The organism is Geminocystis sp. NIES-3708, assembly GCF_001548095.1.
In the GTDB taxonomy this organism is placed as follows: Bacteria; Cyanobacteriota; Cyanobacteriia; order Cyanobacteriales; family Cyanobacteriaceae; genus Geminocystis.
Map to the genome: position 1 here is coordinate 1,982,570 of NZ_AP014815.1, position 23,806 is coordinate 2,006,375.

General features: G+C 31.9%; 28 protein-coding genes and 2 pseudogenes. 14 read left to right on the plus strand and 16 right to left on the minus strand.

Features of this window, described 5'->3' with window-relative positions:
- Window positions 1–43: 43 nt before the first annotated feature.
- Together ispF and GM3708_RS08745 are read left to right on the plus strand one after the other, a co-directional pair.
- On the plus strand, window positions 44–529 hold the full coding sequence (ispF, locus tag GM3708_RS08740) for a 2-C-methyl-D-erythritol 2,4-cyclodiphosphate synthase (RefSeq protein ID WP_304440345.1): 486 nt from the start codon (window positions 44–46) through the stop codon (window positions 527–529).
- Between the two features lie 116 nt (window positions 530–645).
- Window positions 646–882 carry a NifU family protein gene (locus tag GM3708_RS08745; protein WP_066345667.1) on the plus strand — a complete coding sequence of 79 codons (237 nt, stop codon included), beginning with the start codon at window positions 646–648 and terminating at the stop codon, window positions 880–882.
- A 100-nt stretch (window positions 883–982) separates the two neighbouring features.
- On the opposite strand, the gene GM3708_RS08750 is transcribed toward GM3708_RS08745, so the two are convergent.
- Genes GM3708_RS08750 through GM3708_RS08760 form a run of 3 tightly spaced genes read right to left on the minus strand, consistent with a single transcriptional unit; the run spans window position 983 to window position 2,197 of the window.
- Window positions 983–1,354, minus strand: a complete 372-nt coding sequence (locus GM3708_RS08750) for a hypothetical protein (protein WP_066345668.1) — start codon at window positions 1,352–1,354, stop codon at window positions 983–985.
- A gap of 11 nt (window positions 1,355–1,365) precedes the next feature.
- Entirely contained in the window at window positions 1,366–1,668 is a 303-nt protein-coding gene (locus tag GM3708_RS08755) for a YtxH domain-containing protein (protein ID WP_066345669.1), read from the minus strand.
- Window positions 1,669–1,714: 46 nt separating this feature from the next.
- On the minus strand, window positions 1,715–2,197 hold the full coding sequence (locus tag GM3708_RS08760; protein ID WP_066345671.1) for a thioesterase family protein: 483 nt from the start codon (window positions 2,195–2,197) through the stop codon (window positions 1,715–1,717).
- 148 nt (window positions 2,198–2,345) lie between these two features.
- On the opposite strand from GM3708_RS08760, the gene wecB reads away from it, so the two are divergent.
- Complete coding sequence (gene wecB / locus GM3708_RS08765; RefSeq protein WP_066345672.1) at window positions 2,346–3,467, plus strand: non-hydrolyzing UDP-N-acetylglucosamine 2-epimerase; 1,122 nt, start codon at window positions 2,346–2,348, stop codon at window positions 3,465–3,467.
- A gap of 293 nt (window positions 3,468–3,760) precedes the next feature.
- Here wecB and GM3708_RS08770 read toward each other — a convergent pair whose 3' ends face one another.
- From GM3708_RS08770 to GM3708_RS08785, 4 genes are all read right to left on the minus strand, one after another.
- Window positions 3,761–4,429 (minus strand): glycosyltransferase, encoded by a 669-nt coding sequence (locus tag GM3708_RS08770; RefSeq protein WP_066345673.1) that lies wholly within the window; start codon window positions 4,427–4,429, stop codon window positions 3,761–3,763.
- A gap of 13 nt (window positions 4,430–4,442) precedes the next feature.
- Window positions 4,443–4,844: a hypothetical protein gene (locus tag GM3708_RS08775; RefSeq protein ID WP_066345674.1), complete on the minus strand. Its 402-nt coding sequence runs from the start codon at window positions 4,842–4,844 to the stop codon at window positions 4,443–4,445.
- An 87-nt stretch (window positions 4,845–4,931) separates the two neighbouring features.
- Window positions 4,932–5,066: a hypothetical protein gene (locus tag GM3708_RS19730; protein ID WP_315862613.1), complete on the minus strand. Its 135-nt coding sequence runs from the start codon at window positions 5,064–5,066 to the stop codon at window positions 4,932–4,934.
- A 227-nt stretch (window positions 5,067–5,293) separates the two neighbouring features.
- The gene (locus GM3708_RS08785) at window positions 5,294–6,217 is read right to left on the minus strand and encodes an Hpt domain-containing protein (protein WP_066345677.1); all 924 of its coding nucleotides are present in this window, start codon (window positions 6,215–6,217) and stop codon (window positions 5,294–5,296) included.
- Between the two features lie 153 nt (window positions 6,218–6,370).
- Between GM3708_RS08785 and GM3708_RS08790 the strand changes: the two genes are divergently transcribed.
- Window positions 6,371–7,534, plus strand: coding sequence for an IscS subfamily cysteine desulfurase (locus tag GM3708_RS08790; protein ID WP_066345678.1), 1,164 nt, complete (start codon window positions 6,371–6,373; stop codon window positions 7,532–7,534).
- Window positions 7,535–7,873: 339 nt separating this feature from the next.
- Here GM3708_RS08790 and GM3708_RS08795 read toward each other — a convergent pair whose 3' ends face one another.
- Window positions 7,874–10,666: a DNA methyltransferase gene (locus GM3708_RS08795; protein ID WP_396229630.1), complete on the minus strand. Its 2,793-nt coding sequence runs from the start codon at window positions 10,664–10,666 to the stop codon at window positions 7,874–7,876.
- A 154-nt stretch (window positions 10,667–10,820) separates the two neighbouring features.
- Window positions 10,821–10,964: a high light inducible protein gene (locus GM3708_RS08800; protein ID WP_066345680.1), complete on the minus strand. Its 144-nt coding sequence runs from the start codon at window positions 10,962–10,964 to the stop codon at window positions 10,821–10,823.
- A 230-nt stretch (window positions 10,965–11,194) separates the two neighbouring features.
- Here GM3708_RS08800 and GM3708_RS08805 point away from each other — a divergent pair, with 230 nt between their 5' ends.
- Entirely contained in the window at window positions 11,195–12,316 is a 1,122-nt protein-coding gene (locus tag GM3708_RS08805; RefSeq protein ID WP_066345681.1) for a peptidylprolyl isomerase, read from the plus strand.
- 111 nt (window positions 12,317–12,427) lie between these two features.
- On the opposite strand, the gene GM3708_RS08810 is transcribed toward GM3708_RS08805, so the two are convergent.
- The 5 genes from GM3708_RS08810 to GM3708_RS08830 form a co-directional block, all read right to left on the minus strand.
- Entirely contained in the window at window positions 12,428–13,015 is a 588-nt protein-coding gene (locus GM3708_RS08810) for a DUF3727 domain-containing protein (protein WP_066345683.1), read from the minus strand.
- Between the two features lie 162 nt (window positions 13,016–13,177).
- Window positions 13,178–13,972: a 5'/3'-nucleotidase SurE gene (gene surE / locus GM3708_RS08815; protein WP_066345685.1), complete on the minus strand. Its 795-nt coding sequence runs from the start codon at window positions 13,970–13,972 to the stop codon at window positions 13,178–13,180.
- A 62-nt stretch (window positions 13,973–14,034) separates the two neighbouring features.
- Complete coding sequence (locus GM3708_RS08820) at window positions 14,035–14,808, minus strand: ABC transporter permease (protein ID WP_066345687.1); 774 nt, start codon at window positions 14,806–14,808, stop codon at window positions 14,035–14,037.
- A 167-nt stretch (window positions 14,809–14,975) separates the two neighbouring features.
- The gene (locus GM3708_RS08825) at window positions 14,976–15,344 is read right to left on the minus strand and encodes a hypothetical protein (protein WP_173645007.1); all 369 of its coding nucleotides are present in this window, start codon (window positions 15,342–15,344) and stop codon (window positions 14,976–14,978) included.
- 33 nt (window positions 15,345–15,377) lie between these two features.
- The gene (locus GM3708_RS08830) at window positions 15,378–16,781 is read right to left on the minus strand and encodes an amidase (RefSeq protein ID WP_066345690.1); all 1,404 of its coding nucleotides are present in this window, start codon (window positions 16,779–16,781) and stop codon (window positions 15,378–15,380) included.
- A gap of 100 nt (window positions 16,782–16,881) precedes the next feature.
- Here GM3708_RS08830 and GM3708_RS08835 point away from each other — a divergent pair, with 100 nt between their 5' ends.
- From GM3708_RS08835 to GM3708_RS08850, 4 genes are all read left to right on the plus strand, one after another.
- Window positions 16,882–17,235 carry a hypothetical protein gene (locus tag GM3708_RS08835; protein WP_066345693.1) on the plus strand — a complete coding sequence of 118 codons (354 nt, stop codon included), beginning with the start codon at window positions 16,882–16,884 and terminating at the stop codon, window positions 17,233–17,235.
- A gap of 143 nt (window positions 17,236–17,378) precedes the next feature.
- A complete protein-coding gene (locus GM3708_RS08840) occupies window positions 17,379–18,188 on the plus strand; it encodes a glutathione S-transferase family protein (RefSeq protein ID WP_066345694.1) in 810 nt (269 codons plus the stop codon).
- A 245-nt stretch (window positions 18,189–18,433) separates the two neighbouring features.
- Window positions 18,434–19,552, plus strand: a complete 1,119-nt coding sequence (locus GM3708_RS08845; RefSeq protein WP_066345695.1) for a SpoIID/LytB domain-containing protein — start codon at window positions 18,434–18,436, stop codon at window positions 19,550–19,552.
- A 574-nt stretch (window positions 19,553–20,126) separates the two neighbouring features.
- On the plus strand, window positions 20,127–20,378 hold the full coding sequence (locus GM3708_RS08850) for a hypothetical protein (RefSeq protein ID WP_066345697.1): 252 nt from the start codon (window positions 20,127–20,129) through the stop codon (window positions 20,376–20,378).
- On the opposite strand, the pseudogene GM3708_RS19310 reads toward GM3708_RS08850, so the two are convergent.
- Window positions 20,336–20,906: pseudogene (locus GM3708_RS19310) on the minus strand (IS1 family transposase); the annotation flags it as partial. The gene GM3708_RS08850 and the pseudogene GM3708_RS19310 overlap by 43 nt on opposite strands.
- Before the next feature lie 155 nt (window positions 20,907–21,061).
- On the opposite strand from GM3708_RS19310, the gene GM3708_RS19315 reads away from it, so the two are divergent.
- The 5 genes and pseudogenes from GM3708_RS19315 to GM3708_RS18690 all read left to right on the plus strand — a co-directional run bounded on the left by GM3708_RS19315 (window position 21,062) and on the right by GM3708_RS18690 (window position 22,909).
- The gene (locus GM3708_RS19315; RefSeq protein WP_231932887.1) at window positions 21,062–21,433 is read left to right on the plus strand and encodes a hypothetical protein; all 372 of its coding nucleotides are present in this window, start codon (window positions 21,062–21,064) and stop codon (window positions 21,431–21,433) included.
- A gap of 15 nt (window positions 21,434–21,448) precedes the next feature.
- Window positions 21,449–22,213 (plus strand): annotated as a pseudogene (locus GM3708_RS19320) (IS4 family transposase); the annotation flags it as partial.
- A complete protein-coding gene (locus tag GM3708_RS18680; RefSeq protein ID WP_158505856.1) occupies window positions 22,214–22,387 on the plus strand; it encodes a hypothetical protein in 174 nt (57 codons plus the stop codon).
- Window positions 22,388–22,459: 72 nt separating this feature from the next.
- On the plus strand, window positions 22,460–22,615 hold the full coding sequence (locus GM3708_RS18685) for a hypothetical protein (RefSeq protein WP_158505857.1): 156 nt from the start codon (window positions 22,460–22,462) through the stop codon (window positions 22,613–22,615).
- Window positions 22,616–22,741: 126 nt separating this feature from the next.
- Window positions 22,742–22,909: a hypothetical protein gene (locus GM3708_RS18690; RefSeq protein ID WP_158505858.1), complete on the plus strand. Its 168-nt coding sequence runs from the start codon at window positions 22,742–22,744 to the stop codon at window positions 22,907–22,909.
- Between the two features lie 544 nt (window positions 22,910–23,453).
- Here GM3708_RS18690 and GM3708_RS08860 read toward each other — a convergent pair.
- Window positions 23,454–23,714 (minus strand): hypothetical protein, encoded by a 261-nt coding sequence (locus GM3708_RS08860; protein WP_066345699.1) that lies wholly within the window; start codon window positions 23,712–23,714, stop codon window positions 23,454–23,456.
- Between the last annotated feature and the right edge of the window lie 92 nt (window positions 23,715–23,806).

A 23,806-nucleotide genomic window follows, 5' to 3' on the forward strand; every position in this document is an offset into this window, starting at 1 on the left:
GTGATTTATCGGCTAAATTAAAGAATAAATTAATGAAAATATCATCATGATTAGAATTGGAAACGGTTACGATTTACATCGATTAGTTGAAGGTAGAAAACTTATTTTAGGTGGTATCGAAATAGATCATCATTTGGGATTATTAGGTCATAGTGATGCAGATGTGTTAACTCATGCTATCATGGATGCTTTGTTAGGTGCTTTAAGTTTAGGGGATATTGGACATTATTTTCCACCTAATGATCCTCAATGGGCAGGAGCTAATAGTATGGAACTATTGACTCAAGTACATAAATTAATTCTTGACCGAGGGTGGACTATTGGTAATATTGATAGTGTAATCGTGGCAGAACGTCCTAAATTAAAGCCTCATTTACCTTCGATGATTAATTCTTTATCCAACAAATTGGCGATCGCATCTGATAAAATAAGCATCAAAGCCACAACCAATGAAAAATTAGGTCCAGTGGGCAGAGAAGAAGCGATCTGTGTTCACGCCGTAGTTTTACTATTATGTCAAGATAAATAAATAATTCTTAATATTATCTAATCTGAAAAGGGGGCGAGTTTCTCACTGTAATATTATTGGTTTTCGTTATTATAGTTATAGTTCCGTAAAAACTGAAATTTATAAATATTAATATTATGTCTTTAGCATTAACCAACGAAAACGTAGAACAAGTATTAGACGAATTACGCCCTTATCTCATGGCTGATGGTGGTAATGTTGAGTTAGTTGAAATTGATGGACCTACGGTAAAATTAAAATTACAAGGTGCTTGTGGTTCATGTCCTAGTTCGGCAATGACTCTAAGAATGGGTATTGAGCGACGTTTAAAAGAATATATTCCTGAAATTGCTGAAATAGAACAAGTTTTTTAGCTTTATTTGTCAAAAAAATCATATCAGAGGGTTATCCAGAAGAATTATGAGATCGCCCTCTTATTTTTTCTGAGGAAGTCATTTTATCCCATTGTTAATGTTAATTATTATAAGTTTGCCACGTCCTGATACCTGCTTTTAAACCAGCCAAAAAACTACGACTTTTAATTTGAGCATTTTCTACTTGTTTTTTAGCTGTAATCATACTACTATCGATTTTTTTGACTGCACCAGAAGCACTTTTAACACCTTCTTTCATTTCGCCACTTAATTCTGTTAATTCTATGTTTGTAGCTTTTATAGCTTCTAGTGTGTTGGGAAATTCTCTGTTTAAAGTATCAAATAATTTTTCAGCACTACGAGCGGCACGACTCAATTCTTTGGCAACAGGGATTAATACAATCAGCACCGCCGTTAAGCTAATGGATACAAGACAAAGAGAAAATCCTAACCAGAAAATAGGTTCAGTCATAATAGTTATATTTACTTATCATCTAGGTTAACTTGATTTTGACTGGCTTCAACTCCTGCGATAATAGCCGTTTTAAGACGATCAAGAGTATTATCCCATTTTTTTAAAGCTGATGTAGAAAGACGGTGACGATTAACTTGAAGAGTAGAGGAAAAATCTTGAGCTATTTCTGGTAATGCCTCGGCGGTTTTCTTTAAAACTTTTCTATTTTCTGAGCCATTGCGGGGAGAAAATAAAAGAGTTGCTATGGTAGCGATGCCACTACCCACTACTAACCCTATAATAAAATTGTTATTTTTTTGATCTTGACTCATGAAACATTACCCGTTAATTGACTCTTACATTATTAAACAGAAGTTTCTACGATTTTACAAGAACATCCTTTAACAATGGTGGTAATTGTCGCATAATTTTACCTTTTTCTCGATCAATACCTACTAAAGTCACTCTACCACTAACATAAATCAAAGAACTTTCTTCCGCTGTAATTTGATAATCCCAATGGATTCTTACCCCTTGAATTTCATTCATTCTTGTTTTCACTATAGCACGATCACCCATTTTCATTGACTGGTGATAGCGGATATTTACTTCGATAACGGGTAAATCACACCCTAAATTAACCAAATCAGCGTAATTTATACCTAGCGATCGTAAATACTCTACTCTTGCCTCTTCCATCCAAGTTAAATAATTGCCATGCCAAACTATTCCCGCATAATCTGTGTGGTGAGGATGAGCTACTACAGAATATTCAAACCATTTTTCGATAGTTGCTCGAAAACCATGATCTAATTCAATCTCGGTTATAGGAGGTAATTGAGGTTGATGTATTTGAGACAATGTACTACTCCCAATCTAATTTTGATTATCAAAAATAATTTTATCATAAGATAAGTTTATATAGTATAACACTGACAAAAATTGACAATAAACAATGGATAATTAACAATGAAAATAATTACTGATTACTCATTACTCATTACCCTATATGACTTTAACGAAAAAAACTATTTGTATTACTTTAGGAACTCGTCCTGAAGCAATCAAACTTGCACCTGTGATCAAATGTTTTCAAGAAGCAGAGGATTTTGATACTAAAGTAATTTTAACAGGTCAACATCGGGAAATGGTAGAACAAGTAATGAATTTATTTGGGTTAGAGGCAACGACAGACTTAAACATTATGCAACCAAATCAGAGTTTAAGTGACATCACCTGTCGTAGTTTACAAGGATTAGAAAAATTATTTCAAAATATTAAACCTCAGTTAGTTATTACTCAAGGAGATACTACCACAGCTTTTTCTGCCGCTTTAGCCGCTTTTTATCAGCAAATTCCCGTTGGTCATGTGGAAGCTGGACTACGAACAGATAACATTTATAATCCCTTCCCAGAAGAAGCTAATCGTCGTTTAATTTCTCAAATTGCACAACTACATTTTGCTCCCACAACCTTAGCAGTGGAAAATTTACAGAAATCGGGAGTAACAGGAGAAATTCACCATACAGGTAACACCGTTATCGATGCTTTACTTTCTGTTGCTCAAAAAAATCCTCCTTGTGAGATAAAAGGCTTAGATTGGCAAAAATATAGAGTGTTATTAGTCACTGTGCATCGTCGAGAAAATTGGGGACAACCTCTAACAGATATTATTAACGGTTTACAATTAATTTTAGAGCAATTTCCTGATACTGCTATTTTATTACCTTTACATCGAAATCCTACCGTAAGAGAACCATTAAAAAAAGCCTTCGGTAATCATGAAAGAGTATTTTTAACCGAACCTTTAGACTATAAAGAATTAGTCGGTGCAATTAAACGTTGTTTTTTCCTTTTAACTGACTCTGGTGGTTTACAAGAAGAAGCCCCCAGTCTAGGAAAACCTGTTTTAGTTTTACGAGAAACAACAGAAAGACCAGAAGCTGTTACTGGTGGTACAGCAAAATTAATTGGAACAAATGCGGAGCAAATTTTATCATTTGCCAGTGATTTATTAGCAAATAAAAACAGTTATGATCAAATGGCAGAAGCAATTAATCCTTTTGGAGATGGTAAAGCGTCTAGTCGAATTGTGGAAATTTCTCGTAACTATATCAATTCTGCTACCTGATTTGTGAGATTTTGAGAGGTGTTTTAGCTATCGGCAGTCAGCGTTCTCCTAACTCCTAATTTCACTTACCCTGAGTGCGATAGAAGAAAACTGATGGGGGCAAGACAGGAAGAAAGAGGGATGACTTGGAGAAGGAGGTGATTGTTTTTAAAATGAACATCTAAATTAAATTTAACAAATAATTATCGAAAATCAATTTTAATCATGTTTAAATGAATTTTCTCCTAATCTTCTTGTCTGCTAGTCTTTTAGTATCACTTTTATTGATAATTTTAGATCGAACTCAGGTTCACTTAATCTCTATGATTTTGATAGACTTTTGCCAAAGGATGATAAATTATTTCTGCTTCTACCTCATTTAAAATACGATTATAATAAGTACTTTCTTTCTCTTTAATATTAGATAAATACAAGGATTTTTGTTGCTGAAGAAATTCTTTTTTTATGGCAACATTAGCTATTTGACCATCAAATATATTACTACATTTAAACTTATCTTTTTTTATGAGTTTATGAATTAAGTAACTGATTTTTTTGAAAAGATGGAGAGTTTTAATTTCTTCAATTTCTCCAGCAATAATGTTAATATTTTTATCATTAAAAGGCTTGATTAAATTTTCTAACCAAGAATCTTCAGGATAACAATTCCCTTTTATAAAAATGAGAATCTCTCCCTTGACTACATTTAAAAGACTTTGATAAGTATCGTTAATCTCTTGATTTTTATTAATATTAATAGGTATTATTTCATTTTCTTTATTACTATATTTTTTAGCGGTATCTAAACATAAATTAATGACTTTTATATCCCGATTATTATTTAGCAATAAAGTCTGAGATTTTCCTAATAAATTAGATTGTTTAATGACCGTTTGAACTAGCTTATCTAAAGAACTGGGAAAATTATTAATAATGATAATTATAGATAAAGATTGATGATGATTGAACAATGTTTTAGGCAAATTTAATTAAAGATTAATTGTTAATTTCAGGGGTTTTTTGTTTTTGTAATAAAGGAATTGCTCTTTGTATTGGTGGTAATTTTGAACGATCAACTTCTTTATTTTCTACAGCTGTATCATTATTATTTTGTGGTGATGGGACTGCTTGTGGTGGAACAGTATTTGGCGATATATTCGGAGGATTAGTTGTTGTAGGAGTAGGATTAGTTGTAGGAGTGGGATTAGTGGTCGTTTTTGGAGATAAAACTTTAGCCGTAGGACATAAAAAGGATAAATTAACTTGTTTTCCATTAGCATCAATCATATAACAAAGAGGGTTTGCCGATGAAATATCACTCATAAGTAACATTCCAATAATGCTTAAAGTAAGGGAATTGAAATAATTAAGCCAATGATGATTAAGGGGATCTTTCATTTTTTTAAGGATAAATATTTTTCAAATCAATTATAATCCGATGATGATAAATATGATGATTAATTATTTTTTGGAAATCTCAACTCTTTACCAATTTTCTCTGTGGATAAAATCAGAGCAATCTATGGCAGATTCAGTGTTAGCAATTAAAGGTTGAAGAGTACATTTTAAGCGATAATTATTCGTAAAATATTGACACCGACTACAAGGAATTTTGTGCATAATTTCACTTCTTTTTTTTATATCTCTTGAACTTGTGATTAATGTTGATAATAATAAACCTAAAAATATCCAAGCAATTAAGAAATAAATAGGTTGCAAATAAGAGTTATAAATCTCAAAAAAATTCTTTATAATCGGCAACATAGTAATTAACAATTAATAGTGAATAATTAAAACATATAATAATAGAAAATAAACAATAAAATTAATGATCAAGAATTAATAATTTAATGAACTGCTTGTAATAAATTAACTAATTTAGAAATTTGTTCTTTATTAAAAACCTTCGCCAGAGTTTCTGCGGCGATATTCGGATCGACACTCACTAAAATTTGTGGTAATTTAGAATAGGCAAGTTGTTCTAATCCTTGAGAAGGGGCAATTTCTGATCCTTTTCCTACTTCTAAACAATCTCCAGCTAACTTCACTTCTTTAATAATAACTGGTGCTAATAAACGGTAAGAATGTTTAGGATTACTAATGGCTTGTTTTGCACATTTAAGAATATTTTGCCAACCATTTTCTTCGGGTGCAATATTCACTAATTTATCGCACATAGTTTGTAATTGTTGACGATTATTTGGTGTTGATTCTTGTTTAAAAATCACTAACATTTGTTGCAATATTTGTCTAACTTGCATTACCACTTCATCACTAGGAATTGCAGTGAGAGAAGGACTCATAGCACGAACAGAAGCTGATGTAACTTGAGGTGGTTTTGGTACTTCTCCATCAGCCAATTGTTGAATATAATTCTGTAATTCTACAAAATGAGGTTCAGCCGCTTCCATAATTTGTTCACCCTCTTCCTCTGATAAGCCAAAAGGACCTTGTAAACGTTCCAATAAATCCTGTAGAATATCATAGGCTTTCAAAAAAAGACTTTCCAAAGTTTGATCTGTTTCAAGAGGATCATCCCGTAATATTTTAAAAGCATCTTCAAGACGATGAGCTGTTTTTTGGATGCTAGTAAAATTGAGCATTGCCGCACCACCTTTGATGGAATGAGCCGCTCTAAACAATTCATTTATACTTTCTTCATCATTCACTGCCGAAGATAAATCTAAAATACCTTTTTCGATGGTTTCTAAATGCTCTTTTGCCTCTTCAATAAAATACCCGACAATTCTTTCATTATTGGCACTATCCATACTCTTTACTCCACAAACTGACAACTGCCTTAGTTTAGTCTTTTTTTACAATCATAACTTACAACAATCAGCATTGAATAATTAATAATTAATAATGAAAGAATAAAAACAATTATTCATTATTCACTATTTACTATTCATTATCTATTACTTATTATGAATCGTCCCATTTATCTGGATAATCATGCCACTACAAAAGTAGATCCTCAAGTATTAAAAGCTATGATGCCTTATTTTACTGAATATTTTGGCAATCCTTCTAGTAACGCTCACATTTACGGTTGGGAAGCGGAAGCGGCAGTAAAACAGGCTAGAAGTATTATTGCTCAAACTATTAATGCTGATGAAACAGAGATTATTTTTACCAGTGGTGCAACGGAAGCAAATAATTTAGCAATTAAAGGCATTGCCGAGGCTTATTTTACCAAGGGTAAACACATTATAACAGTACAAACAGAACATAAAGCAGTTATTGAACCTTGTCAATATTTACAGACTTTGGGTTTTGAGGTGACTTTTTTACCTGTAGAAAAAAACGGTTTATTAGACTTAAATTTACTGACTAAAACTATTCGAGATGATACCATTTTAGTTTCGGTAATGACGGCTAATAATGAAATAGGTGTTATTCAAGATATTACTCAAATAGGAGCAATTTGTCGAGAAAATGAAGTTATTTTTCATACTGATTCCGCTCAAGCTATCGGTAAAATTTCTTTAGATGTGCAAAAAATGAATATTGATTTAATGTCTTTAACTGCCCATAAAATTCATGGTATAAAAGGTATTGGTGCTTTATATATTAGACGCAAAAATCCGAGAGTAAAATTAGCTTCACAAATTCAAGGAGGAGGACAAGAAAGAGGTTTTCGATCTGGTACACTATGTACACCCCAAATTGTTGGTTTTGCTGAAGCCATAAAAATTGCTTTACTAGAGTTAGATTTAGAAAATAAGCGACAAAAAGAGTTAAGGAATTACTTATGGCAAAAATTGAGTCAATTAGACGGAATTTATCTTAATGGTGACTTAAATCAACGATTATCAGGAAACTTGAACATCAGTATTGACGGCGTTGATGGCTCTGCTTTATTATTAGCTTTACAATCTGTGATGGCAGTGTCATCAGGTTCAGCTTGTTCATCAAACTCAACAAAACCCTCTCATGTATTAAAAGCATTAGGACATTCTGACAAATTAGCAAAGGCTTCCTTACGTTTTGGCATTGGTAGATTTAACACCCAAGAAGAAATAGAGAAAGTAGCACAATTTACTGTCAAAACTATTAATAATTTACGTAAATTGCGTTCAATTTAGATCTGATCTTCTAAAATGCTTAGTAAGTAATGGGTAAGAGTTTCTTTGATTTTTTACTAGTTTTAAGAGATACAATTTCTATGGATTTTAGTTTATTTACCTTCATCAAAAAAAATCGTTTTTTCCTTGACTTTTTTGTTTGTTTTGGTAATAATAAAAGTATAAATAATAATGGTAGTCTAACTACTTATGTTCAGAAAATAAAACATCCCTATTATATAAATAATATCATGAAATGCAACCCGTGACAAGGAAAACTTAAAAATTTTATATTTTTTTGAATGCGATCGCAAAAAAAGATTAATTAGTAAAGATAAAAGGCATTTACTTCCATAATTATTAATGGTTATTTTCGGTATCAGAAATTGCTAAGTTTAAAGCTAATATTTGGGTTAATAAATCATCATTTTCATCGAAATTATAAGCCTTCATTACTAACTTATCTAACTGTTGATGAAGTTGATATAATTTACTACTTGGCTCATGAAAAAAAGCATTATATAACTGCGTAATTCCCCATTGTTTTCTCTCCATTTGTTCTGTTCTATAATTATGTAATTCTGTCATTTTCTTCCTTATTTGTTGCACAATTTTCTCAGCTTCTAAATCCCCCATAACGGCAAGATTTAACAAGGGGCTTAAGCCCTTTGCCTTGTTATTAATTACTCCTCCAGAATTAGAAGCAGAAGGGCAAATGAGGGGAAACGGGAAGGTTTCAAAACAAGTTGTATTAGTATATGCTGGAGTTTCTCCTAAAGTTGAACTTTGAGCCTTAGCCCAAATACGATGAATTTTTGATGTTAAAATACCTAAAATATAAAAATCATTAGAAGCAACAATGACTGATTTATCTCCTGCTAACCAATCAGGATAAAAAGGAATAAATACAAACCATTTAGACACTCTAGGCACAGCAAAACAGAAAGGTAAATCTTTAATTGCTGTTCGCATATTTGGACGATAGCGTAAGAAAAGCCACCAGTTTTCTCTAGCTTTTTTATCTCTATTTTTATCTCTTTCTGGCTTAACATTTTCCCTAATATATTCAAAAGGTAATTTATAATCAGAAGCCGATTCAAGACTTAAATTATTGAAATCAATAATCCATCTATCAGGTTTTCCCTGAGGATTACTAGCTAAATTATCTCCCATTGAAAATAGTTTAATTACTTCTTTATTTTTAGCATCTCTTTTCATAAATTCTTGGGCTTGTTTTTCCGTAATTATAAAACCTTTTCCTACGGGTAAAACTCCTTGAAAACAAAGATTTTGATTCGCTTTTATTTTCTTAGCTTGGGTAACATCAACTTCTGAAGTTAGAGAAGTATTAATACTATTTACGAACTGATTATCTAAGATATAACTATTAGGAATAGTCTTACACCAATTAACAATACTAACATGAACGGCGGCTTCTCCTGACCATTCTTGAGTCGAAATTGCTTCATGAATATAACCTTTATTTTGCATAATATAATCAAGGGATGCTTTACGGCTTTTTCCTTGAGAAATAGAGTTAGTTGCTACTAATCCAGCCCTCCCATTTTCCTCTAAATTATCATGGGTAATTTTAAACCAATAACTACAAAAATCTACTGAATCTTTAACATCTTTAAACTTAGTAAATATTTTCTCTACATAATCATCGCTTAAATTTAGTCTCATGTGTTTCCCTCCTAAAAAAGGAGGATTTCCGATAATAGCATCGGCTTTTTGCCAATCAGTAAATAAAGCATCGGTACAAATTATGTTATTATCTAAACTGTCTAAAGGTAAAGCAGGTTCAGTTAAATTAAACTTATCAATTGCCACTTTTCTAGCTATCATTAAAGTAACTTTTGCTAACTCTACTGCAAAGGGGTTAATGTCCATACCATAAAACTGATTTGGAGTAACAAAACTGAGATTAGTTTGTACATTTTTACCTTTACTTTTACTAGCAATTTTATCTAATAATAACTGTTCAATTCTCTTTAATTCTTGATAGGCAACGTATAAAAAATTACCACTACCACAGGCAGGATCTAATACTTTATAATCTTGTAATTGAATTTGTAAATTAGTCAAATCTTTGATGGTATTTGCACTGTCGATTAATTCCTCCCAATATTTGCTGATGGTGGGGCGTATAATTTTCATAATATCCGCTTCAGAGGTGTAGTGCATCCCGTAACTATGTCTTTCTTGGGCGTTAACAGTGCCTTCAAAAATGTTACCAAAAATTGCAGGACGTATTTTACTCCAATCTTGCTTCGCAACGGTGACTAAAATATCTAATTCTGGTTTAGTTAATTCAATGGCTTCTACGGTAGCGAATAAACCACCGTTAAAGTATTCCACCCCTTGATATTTTCCCGTTGGTGTTACTCCTTTATTATTCATTTCTCGAAATAAACCACCCAACACATCATAACTATTCGCCCCTTCTAGGCATTCTTCCACGCAACGAATAAACAGATTATTCGGTAATAAGCCTCTGTCTTCGGCAAACATCCCCAAGACGCATTGCAAAATAAATCTTTGTATTTTTAATGTGTGATTATTAGAATTACTTTCACCCCCTAACTCTCTCTCCCACTGGCGAGAAGGAGTAAGACGTTTTTGTAGGATTTGGAATAATTCCCCTAGTCGTCGCCCTGCTTTTTCGGTGACATCCACTTGATTATTTTTAAAAATTGGCTTACTCTCACTCCTTGCCATGAAGTTAAAAGCCGAATCTCTTATCACTAAATCGGCGATCGCCACAACATCTACAGGTTCATCTAATTGTAAGTCAAAGTCGAAAATCCAAAATTCATCAAAGTTGCATAAAATGACGTATCGAGGGCGATTTGGCACTAATCTTGACCAATATTCAAAGGCTTGAGGATAATGTTTAGATAAGTCTTCTCCTCGTTTTTTCATCTCGATTAATAACTTGGGTTTCCAAACTAAATCAGCAAAACCTGTATTTTTCTTTTTACTGCCTTTTTTTATGGCTTCTTCGTATTTCGCCCCCGCTTCTAATGCACCATCATAACCAAAAGCCTGAAAAAATCTGTCTAAAAATATTTGTGCTTCTTTTCTTTCTTGTCCTGTTATATGTTCTTTACAAAAGTTAATAAAAGTTTGCAGATTTTCTTTTGTGGTCATTATTTCAACATAAATGATTATATAAGATTAATTCTTTAATACTAAGGCTTTTATCTTCAACAACAAAAAAAAAGGAAGCATAACGCCTCCTTTTAGGTGCTGGAAACTTATCCAGCCGATGATATTTAATTAGTAAATAAGATAATTTCGTTGATTACATTAAGCCTAGTTGGGCTAAAATGCCTTTTCCAGTTAATAATTCAGTAGCAATTCCGATTACAAATCCCAACATTGCTAAACGACCATTCCAGTTTTCAGCAAAGGGGGTAAAACCGGCTTTAGATTCTTTGTTTTCCATGATGAGTCTCCTGATAGTATTAAAATTGCGTTTATGTCAATTAATCTATAAATAGCTTAACATAAAATTTTAAACTTAACAACAAAACTTTACATTAAGAAAAAAGAATAAAACGTTTCCCAAAATAAGGCTTAGTCATGACATCAGGAAATAACTCTCAAGATTAAAACCTAACTTTTTTGTGAAATAATGAGCTATAGAAGATTTATCACAAATTTTAAAATATAAATATGATAGTTAATCAATGGAAACGGATATTAAAAATAACGATTACAACATTTTTGATTCTGATAGTTGCGATTGCTTTTAATCCTTTAGGGTTACAAACCGCTCAAGCAGAAAATGTTAGAAAAAGTGTTTTAGCCCAAGGAGATGCTATTACTGATCCTGAAGCGATTTTAAGATATGCTTTACCCATAGATAATGATATTATTAGACAAATTCAAGAAAATATTGAGAAAATTGCCAAAAATTTACGTTCAAAACGTTGGGCATTAGTAAAAAAAGAAATTAAAAATGCAGCTTTTTTGTTAAAGTTACATCAAGATGACTTAATAAGCAGTTTCCCTGAAACATTACAGTCTAAAGCTAAAGAATTAGTCATTGCCGTGACAGAAGATGTCTCAAAATTACAAGAATTAGCAGAAAAAGAAGATAGAGAGCAAATTTATCTTGTCAGAGCCAGAATTTTAGATAATATCACAGAACTAGAAGAAGATATGGTAACAGGTTATCCTTTTACTGTACCCAAAGAATATGCTAATTTACCGCAATTATTAGGTAGAGCAAAAGTAGAAGTAAAAACTACTCAAGGAAATTTAGTTATTGTTGTTGATGGTTATAGTGCACCTGTTACAGGTGGTAACTTTGTTGATTTGGTGGAGCGTAAATTCTATGACGGCTTACCTTTTAATCGTGCAGAAGACTACTATGTACTACAGACAGGAGATCCTGAAGGAGAAGAAGAGGGTTTTATTGATCCTAAAACGAATAAGTACAGATCTATTCCTTTAGAAATCCTTGTTAAAGGAGAATCTGAACCTATTTATGGATTTACCACAGAAGATATAGGAATGTATTTAGCCCAACCAGTGTTACCATTTAATGCTTTTGGTGCAGTAGCTTTAGCACGTCCTACGACTGATGCTAATGGTGGTTCATCTCAGTTTTTCTTCTTCAAATTTGATACAGAAGTAACCCCTCCGGGATATAACTTAATGGATGGAAGATTTGCCGTCTTTGGTTATGTTACTGAAGGGGAAGAAGTCTTAAACAAATTAACTGCTGAAGACAAAATTATCTCAATGAATATTATTGAAGGTAAAGAAAATCTAGTCCAACCTGTTCAATAGTTAATAGTTAATAGTTAATAGTTAATAGTTAATAGTTAATAGTTAATAGACATCTACTTAAATTTCTTTTTAACTTATGAAAAAGTCTAATTGCTAATTAATTATTAATTATTAATTCTCCTCATATTCTTCAAATAATAATTCTTCAAGAATCCAGCTTAATTCTTCTTCCTCCGCTTGGAATACTTCAATTTTTCCTAATTTTTTCCTTTCCCCTACAAACAAAATAGGAGTTAAAGGAGTACAAATATTGTATTTTTGTTCTAGGCAATAAAAACTAGCTAAAAACTGTAATTCTTCGGGTTCGATTTCTGATATATGTTCTTCAATTTCAAGACTAATAATATTATTTTCTTCGAGGGGAGGTAATTCACCACTGGCGGATAAGATAAAACCAGTACGTTTTAAGAAAAGATTTAATTCTCCTAATACTGCTTTGGCATCATCGAAAATAGCTTCAATTTCGTCACTATCTTCTACCATGATGGTTTCGGCGTATTCTTCATCATCAGTGTTGATTTCTTCAGTGAGAATTACAATGGCTAAGTCGATAGGCATTAACAAGACATAGTTTTTGCCATCATACTCGATTTCGTTTTCGACGTAACAATCTAGTGATCGCCCTTCTTCATCATAAATAGTGACAATCTCGTTATCATCGTAAAGCCCACTTTCAGAAGAAAATTGGGAGGAAGACATAATTAGTTTCAGCTAAAATTTAGATTAAAGTTAGTTTGTAAAATTCAGAATATCATGGTTTGAGACATTATTATAAATAAGTTTGTTAGTTTCTATGGGGGTAATGGTAATAAATAAGTAGATGTTTTTCGTAGCATCAATTTACGCCCTTGTTAAGTATATTTAAAATGACAATATATCTTTTTGTAATCTTTTAACAGTCACTACATCAGTTAAATTGTATTGTAAGGGAGTAATAGTAATATAATTTTCTTTATTAGCTTGAACATCTGTGGGTAAATCAGGTGGTAAGTAAATGTGTTCTGGTTGCTCAATTTCTTCTACTAATTCTCCTGCTAACCAATAATAGCTTCTCCCTCTAGGATCAAGTCTTTTTTGAAAATTCTCAATATAACGTCTAATACCTTGACGAGTAATTTTCACTCCTGCAATGTCATTTTCCGCTATAGGAGGAATATTTACATTTAGTAATGTGGCTTCAGGGAAGGGATTTTCCGTTAGTTGTTGGATTAATCTTACGGCATAATTAGCTGCGGGTTGAAATTCTTTTTTAGTAAAACTAGCTAGACTAAAAGCAATACTTGTAATACCATCGATTGTACCTTCCATAGCGGCGGAAACTGTACCCGAATATAGTATATCAGTGCCTAAATTAGAACCTTGATTAATGCCTGAAAGGACAAAATCAGGTTTTTCTTGAAGTACAGCACTTAAGCCCAATTTAACACAATCTGAAGGTGTACCAGAACATGACCAAGCTGTAACTTCTGGGGCGAAAATTCCTTCAATAATATCCGCACGAATGGGATGATGAAGGGTTAAACCATGTCCTGTAGCAGATCTTTCTCGATCTGGAGCAACGACTGTAACTCTATGTCCATGATGAGCCATCGTATTAGCTAAAGTACGAATACCGAGGGCAAAAATGCCATCATCGTTACTAATTAAAATGTGCATTTTTATTTAAGTAATACATAAAGGAAAGATAAAAAGTATGATAATTTGTCAATTATTAATTATTAAAGTGTTTTCTCTGATTTTATCATTTTTTCATAACAGCACCATCCTAATAATATCATGGTAATAGCAAATATAATTAGGAAGAAAAAATGACCTTGAATTTCATCAAAATATTTTCCTTTTCCCCATACATCAATTAAAGCCTCATTCATGTGAAAAATAGGGTTAAACTGTGCTATTTTTAAAAGTTTTTCAGGAAATAAAGAACTAGGAAAAAAAGTTCCTCCAAGAATTAACAAAGGTACACCAAAAGTTGCAACTATAGTATTAACATCTTCTGTTCTTTTTGCTAATTGAGTTCCTAAAATAAATCCTAAACCAACATAACTAATAATACTTAAAAAGATGATAACGAAACCTAAAATTATTGAACCTGAGATATATTTTCCTGAGAAAAAAAGTAAACCATAAACTAAAATTGTTTGCAAAATACCGATGAAAAAATGAGCAAAAAAAATACCAAAAAAATAAGAAATTCCAGACAATGGTGAAATAAATAAACGTTTGAGAGTTTTTTGTTCTCTTTCAGCAACAATAGTAGCAATAGTACCTCCTAAACAGCTAAAAAATAATGCAGCACCGATAAGACTAGATGGAGCTGATATTTTCATCGCTAAAGTAGTTGTTATTTTTGCTCTTTCGGCAATGATATAACTATTAATTAACAAGATAAAAATAGGAAAAATCATCCAAAAAATAATACTTCTTTTTCTAGTAAATAACTCTCTTAAAATTCTTTCTGTTACTGCTAATGTTTGAGCAAAATATTCCATTATTTATTAACTATTAACACAAATTAATATAATTTTTTTACTAACTATAAATACATTGATTCTAAATCATTTATTCATAATTAAAGATTAAAAGATTCATTGAAGATAATAAAATATAAATTTTAACGACTATTAACTATTGCCAATCGTTAATTATTAATTACCAACTATCCTTGAGAATCTCGACGACCTAAATCATAAACAGCAGAAGAAATACAAGCTAAAATACCAATACTAATAGACCAATTCCTGCCTAAAGTTAATTCTACTAACCAATTAGCAATAATACCAATAATTAGAAAAGGAATAATACTCATAAAAGAAGCTAAAAAAGCATTTTGTGATTCTTTATCTTTGCGAGTGCGTTTAAACTCTGCATCGGAAGTATATAAAAAACGTTGTGCAAAATTAAACCAATGATCTAATTTATCAATAATAGATTCTCTAAGGTTAGCTAAACAGATATATAAAGCTAAACACCAAAGACAACTACCCGCAATAATGGTTGTATTGATTTCCCAAGAGAATAACTCCATAATTTTTTTTTAATAAGTTTTTTGAGAATTATATTATAAAGTAATTAGGGAAGGCTTATATTGAGCATAATTAATGATTTTTTCTAATTGATAAGCTAATTGTAATATAGTTGCTTCATCTGTTGGTTTCCCGACTAATTGAACTCCTATGGGAATACCTTGCTCTGTGAATCCTGTAGGAATAGCGATGGCAGGTTGTCCTGTAGCATTAAAAGGGGGACAAGGAGTAATCCAATCAATAATACTTTGTAAAGTATTTTCGGGAGATAAGTCTGCCCATGTATCAACTTTAATGGCAGGTTTTAGATAAGTAGGTAATAGTAAAACGTCAAAATCATCAAAAAAAGCAATTATTTGGCGAGAAATCATCTGCACTTGATGTAGTGCTCGTAAATAATTTCCTAAATCTTGAGAACGTTCTCTTAACCAACGATTCATGGGTGTAAGTATTTGTTCAGGAAAACCAGAACCTGTAATACTAGATTGCCAAATAGTAACAAAAGGTTCAACCAAAGAGGTAAAATCAGGACAAGCGTCTGTTAAAATATGTCCCATATCTTCTAAATGATGAGCAATCTTTTCAACTTGTTGTTTTATAATCTCATCAGCTTTACCACCAGGTAAAATAGAAGTGGCAAAGGCAATTTTTAATTTTTCTGTTTCTTGAGTAATACCATCTAAAAAAGAATTCTTGGGATTTGGCAACCAATAAGGATCACCTGTAACATATCCTGAAATAACATCCAGTAAAGCCGCACTATCAGCTACAGTGCGACTAAGACAGCCATGAGTACCAATGCCCCCTTGATAATCCCCTACTGGTGCGTTAGAAACCCTACCCCGTGAAGGTTTTAATCCTACTAAACCACAACAAAAAGCTGGACCTCTCACTGAACCACCACCATCAGATCCATGTGCTACAGGAATTAATCCAGCCGCTACTGCCGCCGCCGCCCCACCACTAGAGCCACCAGAAGTATATTCTAAATCCCATGGATTCCGACAAGGGGGTAAGCCAATAGATTCTGTATAAGGTAAAGAGCCTAATTCAGAGGTAGATGTTTTACCAAGAATAATAAAACCGCTTTGTTTGATTTTTTTCACAATACCGCAATCATATTCTGCAATTTTATCTTTAATAAAACCATTACCATAAGCAATAGGCATTCCTTCAACGGGATATAAATCTTTAATGGCGGTAGGAATACCAAAAAAGATAGGTAAAGTGGATGTATCTTGAGTTTTACCTAAAATTTCTGTTTTTATTTTTGCTTCTTCAATGGCATTTTCTATGGCTACATAAGCAAAACTACCAAGTTGAGAATCTATTAGATTAATTCTTTCTCCATAAAATTGGATTAATTCTAAGGGAGAAATTTCTTTGCGGTGGATTAAGTTACTTAAATCTAAAGCAGAACTAAATTCTAAGTTTTTCATAAATTATTTTTGGAAAATTATTTATACTGTGATTGAGGTTATTCGCTTTTATCTGTATTGTCAATCATAATCAAATCTTATGCTACAAACAAAGACAACTATGAAATATTTATCCCCAATTATTTGGTTACTTATCTCTCTTTTTTTTAGTAATACGGCTCAAGCAGAAACATTACCATCAGCTTCAGAAGTTGGTAATTTTTTCGGCACTTATATGTGTGAATCATTGATAACAAAAGGGAATATGGATGATGATAAAATTATGGAACAATTTGCAGAAGATTTAATTCTCAAATATGGAGAAGAAACAACCCTGAAATTAATAGATAAAATGGAGTTGAGCGAAAAGAGCTTAGAAAGTGATAGCTATGGAATTAATTTAATGAAAGGTGCTTTTAATCATATTATCAACAATGATCCTTGTTTTAAGATCTTTGTCGAACAAGTATTTTAATTGAGATAGACTACAAAAATTTTAAAAAAGAAGTTGTATATAAATCTCACATCTATCTGTTTTTGATGTTGAGGATTAGACATCTTATTCAAAAAAAAAGTTAAAGTATAAATGTTAAGTTTTATAACAATTGAGGTTAATTGATGTTAGAACTGTATCAATTTGAATTATCACAGTTTTCTGAAAAAGTTAGGTTTATTCTCGACTATAAAGGATTAGAGTATAAAAAAATCGAAGTAACTCCTGGTATCGGACAGTTAGAAGTTTTCAAAGTTTCAGGACAAAGACAAGTTCCAGTATTAAAAGATGGTGATACTTACATTGCCGATTCCACAGAAATCGCTCTATATTTAGATAGTAAATATCCAGAAAAACCTTTAATCCCTAGCGATGGTATAACTAGAGGACAATGTTTGTTGATAGAAGAATGGGCAGATCAATCTCTGGGTTTAAATGGGCGTAAGGCATTTATGGGTGCATTAAATCATTATCCCAATTTTCGTACTTCTTTTTTACCGAAAAATACCCCTGATATTTTCAAAACTTTTGTCAGTGCCTTTCCATCTGAAGTGTTTAATGCTATTGGTATAGGTCTTACTTTAGGTACAGATATTTTAAAAGTAGGAGAAAAAACTTTAAAACGTGATTTAGAAGCCCTAACTTTAATTTTAAAAAATCAACCCTATCTAGTGGGTGATAAACCAACTTTAGCAGATTTCACCGTAGCGGCTTTAACTACTATTATTAAATTTCCTCCTGTTGCCTATTTTGATATACCAATTGATATTGAAGGTAAAGGTATCCCCGGAATAGCTGATAATAGTGATTATTTTACTTTTTTTGAATGGCGTGATCGTCTTTATGCAGATTTTCGTCAACCTGTCGATAAATCTAGTAGTAATTTTGGTGGCAGTAGTCAAGATAATAAGCCTACATCCATCGAAATAGATTAATCAATTATTAATTTTAAAGCAATTAGAAGTTAATTACTATTAGGCAATGTATAGTGGGCATTGCCCACAAATCACAATAAAAAGTTTTTAAACTTCCTGAAAATATTTTTTCTACGCAACTTCTAACTATCAATTATTTATTTTCTATCTCTTCAGATTATCTTCATCATTTTTCTTCTGTTGAACTGTAAAACCGCATCATTGAGTCTAAAATATTGGTTAACAAAAATATATATTTAATAATTATGTGGACAAAATTTCTCCTAAAAACAACTTCTAAATTAAGTTTTATCGCCCTATTTTGGTTAATTTTTACAACTTCTGCCCATGCCGCTTTAGAGTTAAGAGTAGCCATCAAAAAAGGTGTTAATAATGTACAAATTGGAAGTTCAACTCCCGCAATCATTAAAGACAGTGGTGGACGAGTAGTAGGACAAGTAGAACAAATGAATTCTTTTGTTGCTAAGTCTAATGGTGCTAATGTTAACCTTGCTCAATGGAACTCAAATCGTCTATGGTTAGAACCTACTGGAGATGGAGTTATTTGGATTGGCGATCGCTGGTATCGTGGTCGAGTATTATTAACTCGTCAAGGTAGCGGAATTACCGCCGTCAATTATGTAGATTTAGAAGATTATTTATATAGTGTGGTTGGTGCGGAAGCAGTAGCTAGTTGGCCTCAAGAAGCTCTAAAAACTCAAGCCGTCGCTGCTCGTACCTATGCTTTATACAAACGCAATACCAGTAAGAATAGTGTTTTTGATCTTGATACAACTACCGCAACCCAAGTATATAAAGGATTAGGCAGTGAATATACCACCACCCATCAAGCCGTAAAAGCTACCAATGGGCAAATTATGACCTATAATAACCAACCAATTTTGGCTGTATTTCACTCTTCATCAGGTGGACATACAGAAAACGTGGAAGATATTTGGACTTCCCCTCTACCTTACTTACGAGGAGTTGTTGATTATGATCAAACAGCCCCTGTTTTTCAATGGAATAAAACAGTTTCACCTTCTAGTATTAGTCGTGTTGCAGGTGGTGTTGGGAATATTCGTGCCTTAGTACCTCAAAAAACCACTCCTCAAGGTAGAATTGTGACGATGCAAGTAGTTGGCGATCGTAGTACGAAAACTGTAGCAGGAAGCGATTTAAGAAGTGCATTAGATTTACGTAGTACATTATTTAGGGTGTCATCAGGAGGCAACACTTTACAGGTATCAGGAAGAGGATTTGGTCATGGTTTAGGCTTAAGCCAATGGGGAACATACTACTTAGCTCAAAATGGTGTTAATTATCGTCAAATTCTCGGACATTATTATCAGAATGCAAGACTTGCAACCATGAAAACTAGATAAGTAGTCAATTGTTTCATGGTTTTTTGATGAAGATAGGAATTAGGAAGATAGAAGAAATACTAGCTAGTGAGGTGTTTATCTTAGTAATCTGGTTGAAAAAATAATTTACTAAGATAATAAGATCAAAAATTATCTATTTTTGTCAAACTTAGGGGTTTATTATATTCAATCCCTGATTTTGTCTTCTGATTTATTCGGCGGCTATTGAGTAGGTAAATTTAGTGGAGAAAATAAGATAGGGAAAACTATAAAGCCTAAAAAAATTAGTGAAATGATATTGATATTTTTAAAGCGAATGTGTCTTAGTTTAACAACTTTTTCAAAAATAATTTATAACACTCAAATAAAAAATAGTATCAGTTTTAAAAAGTAAATAATTAATCAATATTACTTTACAAAAATTATAAGTTACATTTTTTAAAATATCCATCAAATATTTTTGATTGTATGATACACTGAGGGAAAAAAAATAAAACTGTATTGGAATTTATCATAATAGATAATTTATAGAATTGATAAATGTAAATCAAGTGAAAAATATGACTCCAAGACAGTACAAATCGAACCAAAAATCATGCCTAATTCAAAAACAACAACTTTTGTTACATCACAATTAAAACTTTATACTCTTCTTTCTCAATTAAAATTTCCAAAAAGTTACTTAGGAAAAATAATGTTAGTTGCTTTTCTAGGTACTCACATACCCTTACTATCACTCTTTTTTTATGCTATTGCCGTTACCAGTTTAACTACCGATGCAAAAATCGGCGTTGCTGATTTAAGCTATGAACGGTATGGTAAAGGTACATCTTTGCAACAAAAATAATGTATTAAGAGGCGAATGGAATAATTCAACATTTTTGCGGATTTAGAATCACATAGTGTTTTGCGATGTAGTCTTGCCAAATAATGTCTTAATCTTGTATTTTTGCCTTCTACTTTTGTAATATATATTTTACTGATAATGAGTAAGATCGACCTCAGGGATAAATTATGGATGTACTTTCCAACCATCTGTTACATAAAAATAGGATTTCCATTTTTTCACTTCTTCCCATAACGGTTGAAACGTCTGTGCACTATGATCTCTACCTAATCTAAAATTCCTTGTTTAAAGTGATTTACTGCCGTCCAAATCCATATTTTGTTTTTTTTTCACTCACAAATGTTTCCAATTCATCTAATTCTCCGACTTGTGTTACAACCTCTGTTTGATAAGCATTTGGCAACGGACTGCCAACTTGTTTAACCCATTTACTGTGGTGTAATGAACATCTTTAACCCGTTCAATGGCTCGAAAACCCATACCATTGACGTACATCTTTAGGCAATCTCGACGAATCTGGTCGGAATAACATCGTTGCCTTTCTTTGAGTACTGTTAATAAATTGACGAGAACCTGAGGGGGCGACAATGAAGGTAAACAGACGATGGCATAAGAGATTGAAGCTGGTAATCTGGATAAAAATAAGATGTTTTTAGTTTTTATATTAATTACTATAGAAAAAGATGTTTCAACTTCCCCAATTTTATCAGGAGTATTTAAAAAAACAGTTTAATTTACCTCAATATTTAACTCTTTGTCTTTTAGTTAATTTACTTCAAAATCTTAAAACTGTTAGGTTAGAAGAAATGGCAAAACTTTTTCCTTATCCGATTAAATTAAGAAGTAGAATTAAAAAGTTACAAAGATTTTTAAGTCTGAAAAATTGGAAAGTTGAAACCATATGGTTTCCGATTTTAAAATCATGGATTATGAACCAATGGGAATCAAACAAAGTAATTTATTTAGTCATGGATAGAACACAGTGGCAAAACATTAATATATTGATGGTAAGTTTAGTTCATCATCAAGGAGCTATCCCTGTATATTTTATCTGATTAAATAAAAAAGGAAGTAGTAATTTATCAGAACAAAAACAAGTATTAGAAGCAAGTATTAATTTATTAATTGAATATAAAATAATCGTTTTAGGAGATAGAGAATTTTGCTCTGTGGATTTAGCAAAATGGTTATCAGTAGAGAAACAGGTTTATTTATCTCTACGTTTAAAAAAGAGTGAATATGTGGAGTTAGAAACTGATATATGGTTTCGATTGAGTGAATTAGGTTTATCTCCAGGATTCTCCGTATATTATCGAGGAATAAAAGTTACAAAAACCAAGGGATTCTCAGGAATTAATTTAGCAGCAAAATGGAAGAAAAACTATAGACATAAATCGAGTAAACAGCCATGGTTTATTCTCACAAATTTAGAAAGTATGTCGGAAACAATCTCTGCTTATTCCAAAAGAATGGGTATTGAAGAAATGTTTAGAGATTTTAAATTAGGAGGTTATAACTTAGAAAGTACAAAACTTGAAAATGAACGACTAATTTCTTTAATTATACTGATAACATTATCCTATAGTTATTCAACATTTATAGGAGAAGAAATTAAAAGAAAAGGAATAAGTGAATATCTAGTTAGACCCACAGAAAAAAGAAGAAGATATAAAAGATATAGTGATTTTTCTATTGGTTTAAATGGGATAAAATGGCTAAGTGAAATCTGCTTTTTTCAAGAACAATTAGATAAGTTAACCTCTTTATTTCCTCAGAAACAGTCCTATTATCGTCAAGGTATGAGGGCTATTTCCCTTATCCAATCTGCATTCTGAATGTTCTGTCGCACCCTCAGGCTATCAACTCAATTAAGAGCTATTTCTCCCGATAATTTGTTGAAACTTTCAGAGTCACAATTAAGAGAATGCGAACTGTCTCGGCAAAAGATTAATTATTTGCAAAATATTGCTTCGGTTTTTATCGATGGATTTTTAACTCCTGAACAATGACATGAAATGAATAATGAACAGGTACTTAAATAATTAACCCAAATCAAAGATATTGGACAATGAACCGTTCAAATGTTTCTGATTTTTTACTTACAACGTCCAGATCTTTTACCATTAAAAGACATCGGTTTAGTAAATATTATCAAACAACATTATGCTGATCTAACTTTATCACAGATAACCGAATTATCTAAAAAATGGCAATCTTACAGAACCGTAGCCATATAATATAGTATCTCTGGCTATCTTATGATGGTGTTGCTATTTATTATTAATATAATAATTTTATGTGGTATTTTAAAAATGAAGATACTTCATTTCTCTTGAAAATATTAAATTAAGTACTCGGTAAAAATGACCATAAATCAAACTATTAAAGAAAAGGTTAAATTATTAGCACAAGAATCCTTACAAAATTCTAAACTTTCAGACTGGTTTGATCTTCTTTATAAACAAGCAGGAGAGGATGCGACACAAAATCCTTGGGCAAAAATGCAACCTTATTCTTATTTTCAAAATTAGCTGAATGAACTTCAGCTCAATAAATTATGAGGATTAAATAGTCTGGTAATTGGTTGTGGATTAGGAGATGATGCTGAAGCCTTAGCTCTGAGGAAGCGACAATGAAGCTAAACAGACGATGCGATAAAGGATTGAACAGGGTAATCTGAATAAAGATGAGATGTTTTCAGTTTTTATATTAATTGCTATAGAAAAAGATGTTTGAACTTCCTCAATTTTATCAGAACCATTTAAAAAAACAGTTTAATTTATCTTAATATTTAACTCTTTATCTTTCAGTTAACTTACTCCAAAATATTAAAACTGTCAGGTTAGAAAAAATGGTAAAATGTTTTCCTTATCTGATTAAATTAAGAAGTAGAATTAAAAAGTTACAACGATTTCTGAGTCTGGAAAATTGGAAAGTTGAAACTATGATCTGATAAATAATTAACAGTATGTTTAGGATACAACCAACGTGCTAAATCTTTGAAATGATTAATCATTAGTGATTTCTTAGAAGTTGGTATTTTTATGGAAAATGTCGAAACTCAAAATTTCTGTCTTAAAAGTTTGATCGAACTCTATGATGTTTTAAGAATCTTCTGCTTTTCAATTCTTGTATTTGACAATTAGCTTCTTTCCCCGCCAGTAAACTACATTTTTTGATCGTAGTTGTGAAGAGGAGATTAAGGAATTGATTGCGGTTAAAATTACCCATAAATGTCCCATAAGCACAAATAGCTTCGGGATATTGAGTCACTAAACCATAGTTTAAATCACGAGGTATCTGGGGGATATACTTTTCCCAACGAAACTCATCCACTGTTAACTATGCGGTAATAGCGATGGGTGCAATAACTTGATTTTTTCGGCATTAGCAAAGCACAGAGGGGCATCTTGACATTCACTCGTTAC

Excerpts from the sequence above, each read along its gene's own strand:
- GM3708_RS08755 (WP_066345669.1), bottom strand. The coding sequence starts at position 1,668 with ATGAGTCAAGATCAAAAAAATAACAATTTTATTATAGGGTTAGTAGTG.
- GM3708_RS18680 (WP_158505856.1), top strand. The coding sequence starts at position 22,214 with ATGTTCTGTCGCACCCTCAGGCTATCAACTCAATTAAGAGCTATTTCT.
- GM3708_RS08850 (WP_066345697.1), top strand. The coding sequence starts at position 20,127 with ATGCCTAATTCAAAAACAACAACTTTTGTTACATCACAATTAAAACTT.
- GM3708_RS08825 (WP_173645007.1), bottom strand. The coding sequence starts at position 15,344 with ATGGAGTTATTCTCTTGGGAAATCAATACAACCATTATTGCGGGTAGT.
- GM3708_RS08830 (WP_066345690.1), bottom strand. The coding sequence starts at position 16,781 with ATGAAAAACTTAGAATTTAGTTCTGCTTTAGATTTAAGTAACTTAATC.
- GM3708_RS08785 (WP_066345677.1), bottom strand. The coding sequence starts at position 6,217 with ATGGATAGTGCCAATAATGAAAGAATTGTCGGGTATTTTATTGAAGAG.
- GM3708_RS18685 (WP_158505857.1), top strand. The coding sequence starts at position 22,460 with ATGTTTCTGATTTTTTACTTACAACGTCCAGATCTTTTACCATTAAAA.
- wecB (WP_066345672.1), top strand. The coding sequence starts at position 2,346 with ATGACTTTAACGAAAAAAACTATTTGTATTACTTTAGGAACTCGTCCT.
- GM3708_RS19730 (WP_315862613.1), bottom strand. The coding sequence starts at position 5,066 with ATGCACAAAATTCCTTGTAGTCGGTGTCAATATTTTACGAATAATTAT.
- GM3708_RS08835 (WP_066345693.1), top strand. The coding sequence starts at position 16,882 with ATGAAATATTTATCCCCAATTATTTGGTTACTTATCTCTCTTTTTTTT.
- GM3708_RS08800 (WP_066345680.1), bottom strand. The coding sequence starts at position 10,964 with ATGGAAAACAAAGAATCTAAAGCCGGTTTTACCCCCTTTGCTGAAAAC.
- GM3708_RS08795 (WP_396229630.1), bottom strand. The coding sequence starts at position 10,666 with ATGACCACAAAAGAAAATCTGCAAACTTTTATTAACTTTTGTAAAGAA.
- GM3708_RS19315 (WP_231932887.1), top strand. The coding sequence starts at position 21,062 with ATGTTTCAACTTCCCCAATTTTATCAGGAGTATTTAAAAAAACAGTTT.
- GM3708_RS08805 (WP_066345681.1), top strand. The coding sequence starts at position 11,195 with ATGATAGTTAATCAATGGAAACGGATATTAAAAATAACGATTACAACA.
- GM3708_RS08775 (WP_066345674.1), bottom strand. The coding sequence starts at position 4,844 with ATGAAAGATCCCCTTAATCATCATTGGCTTAATTATTTCAATTCCCTT.
- GM3708_RS08750 (WP_066345668.1), bottom strand. The coding sequence starts at position 1,354 with ATGACTGAACCTATTTTCTGGTTAGGATTTTCTCTTTGTCTTGTATCC.
- GM3708_RS08745 (WP_066345667.1), top strand. The coding sequence starts at position 646 with ATGTCTTTAGCATTAACCAACGAAAACGTAGAACAAGTATTAGACGAA.
- GM3708_RS08845 (WP_066345695.1), top strand. The coding sequence starts at position 18,434 with ATGTGGACAAAATTTCTCCTAAAAACAACTTCTAAATTAAGTTTTATC.
- GM3708_RS08840 (WP_066345694.1), top strand. The coding sequence starts at position 17,379 with ATGTTAGAACTGTATCAATTTGAATTATCACAGTTTTCTGAAAAAGTT.
- GM3708_RS18690 (WP_158505858.1), top strand. The coding sequence starts at position 22,742 with ATGACCATAAATCAAACTATTAAAGAAAAGGTTAAATTATTAGCACAA.
- surE (WP_066345685.1), bottom strand. The coding sequence starts at position 13,972 with ATGCACATTTTAATTAGTAACGATGATGGCATTTTTGCCCTCGGTATT.
- GM3708_RS08810 (WP_066345683.1), bottom strand. The coding sequence starts at position 13,015 with ATGTCTTCCTCCCAATTTTCTTCTGAAAGTGGGCTTTACGATGATAAC.
- GM3708_RS08820 (WP_066345687.1), bottom strand. The coding sequence starts at position 14,808 with ATGGAATATTTTGCTCAAACATTAGCAGTAACAGAAAGAATTTTAAGA.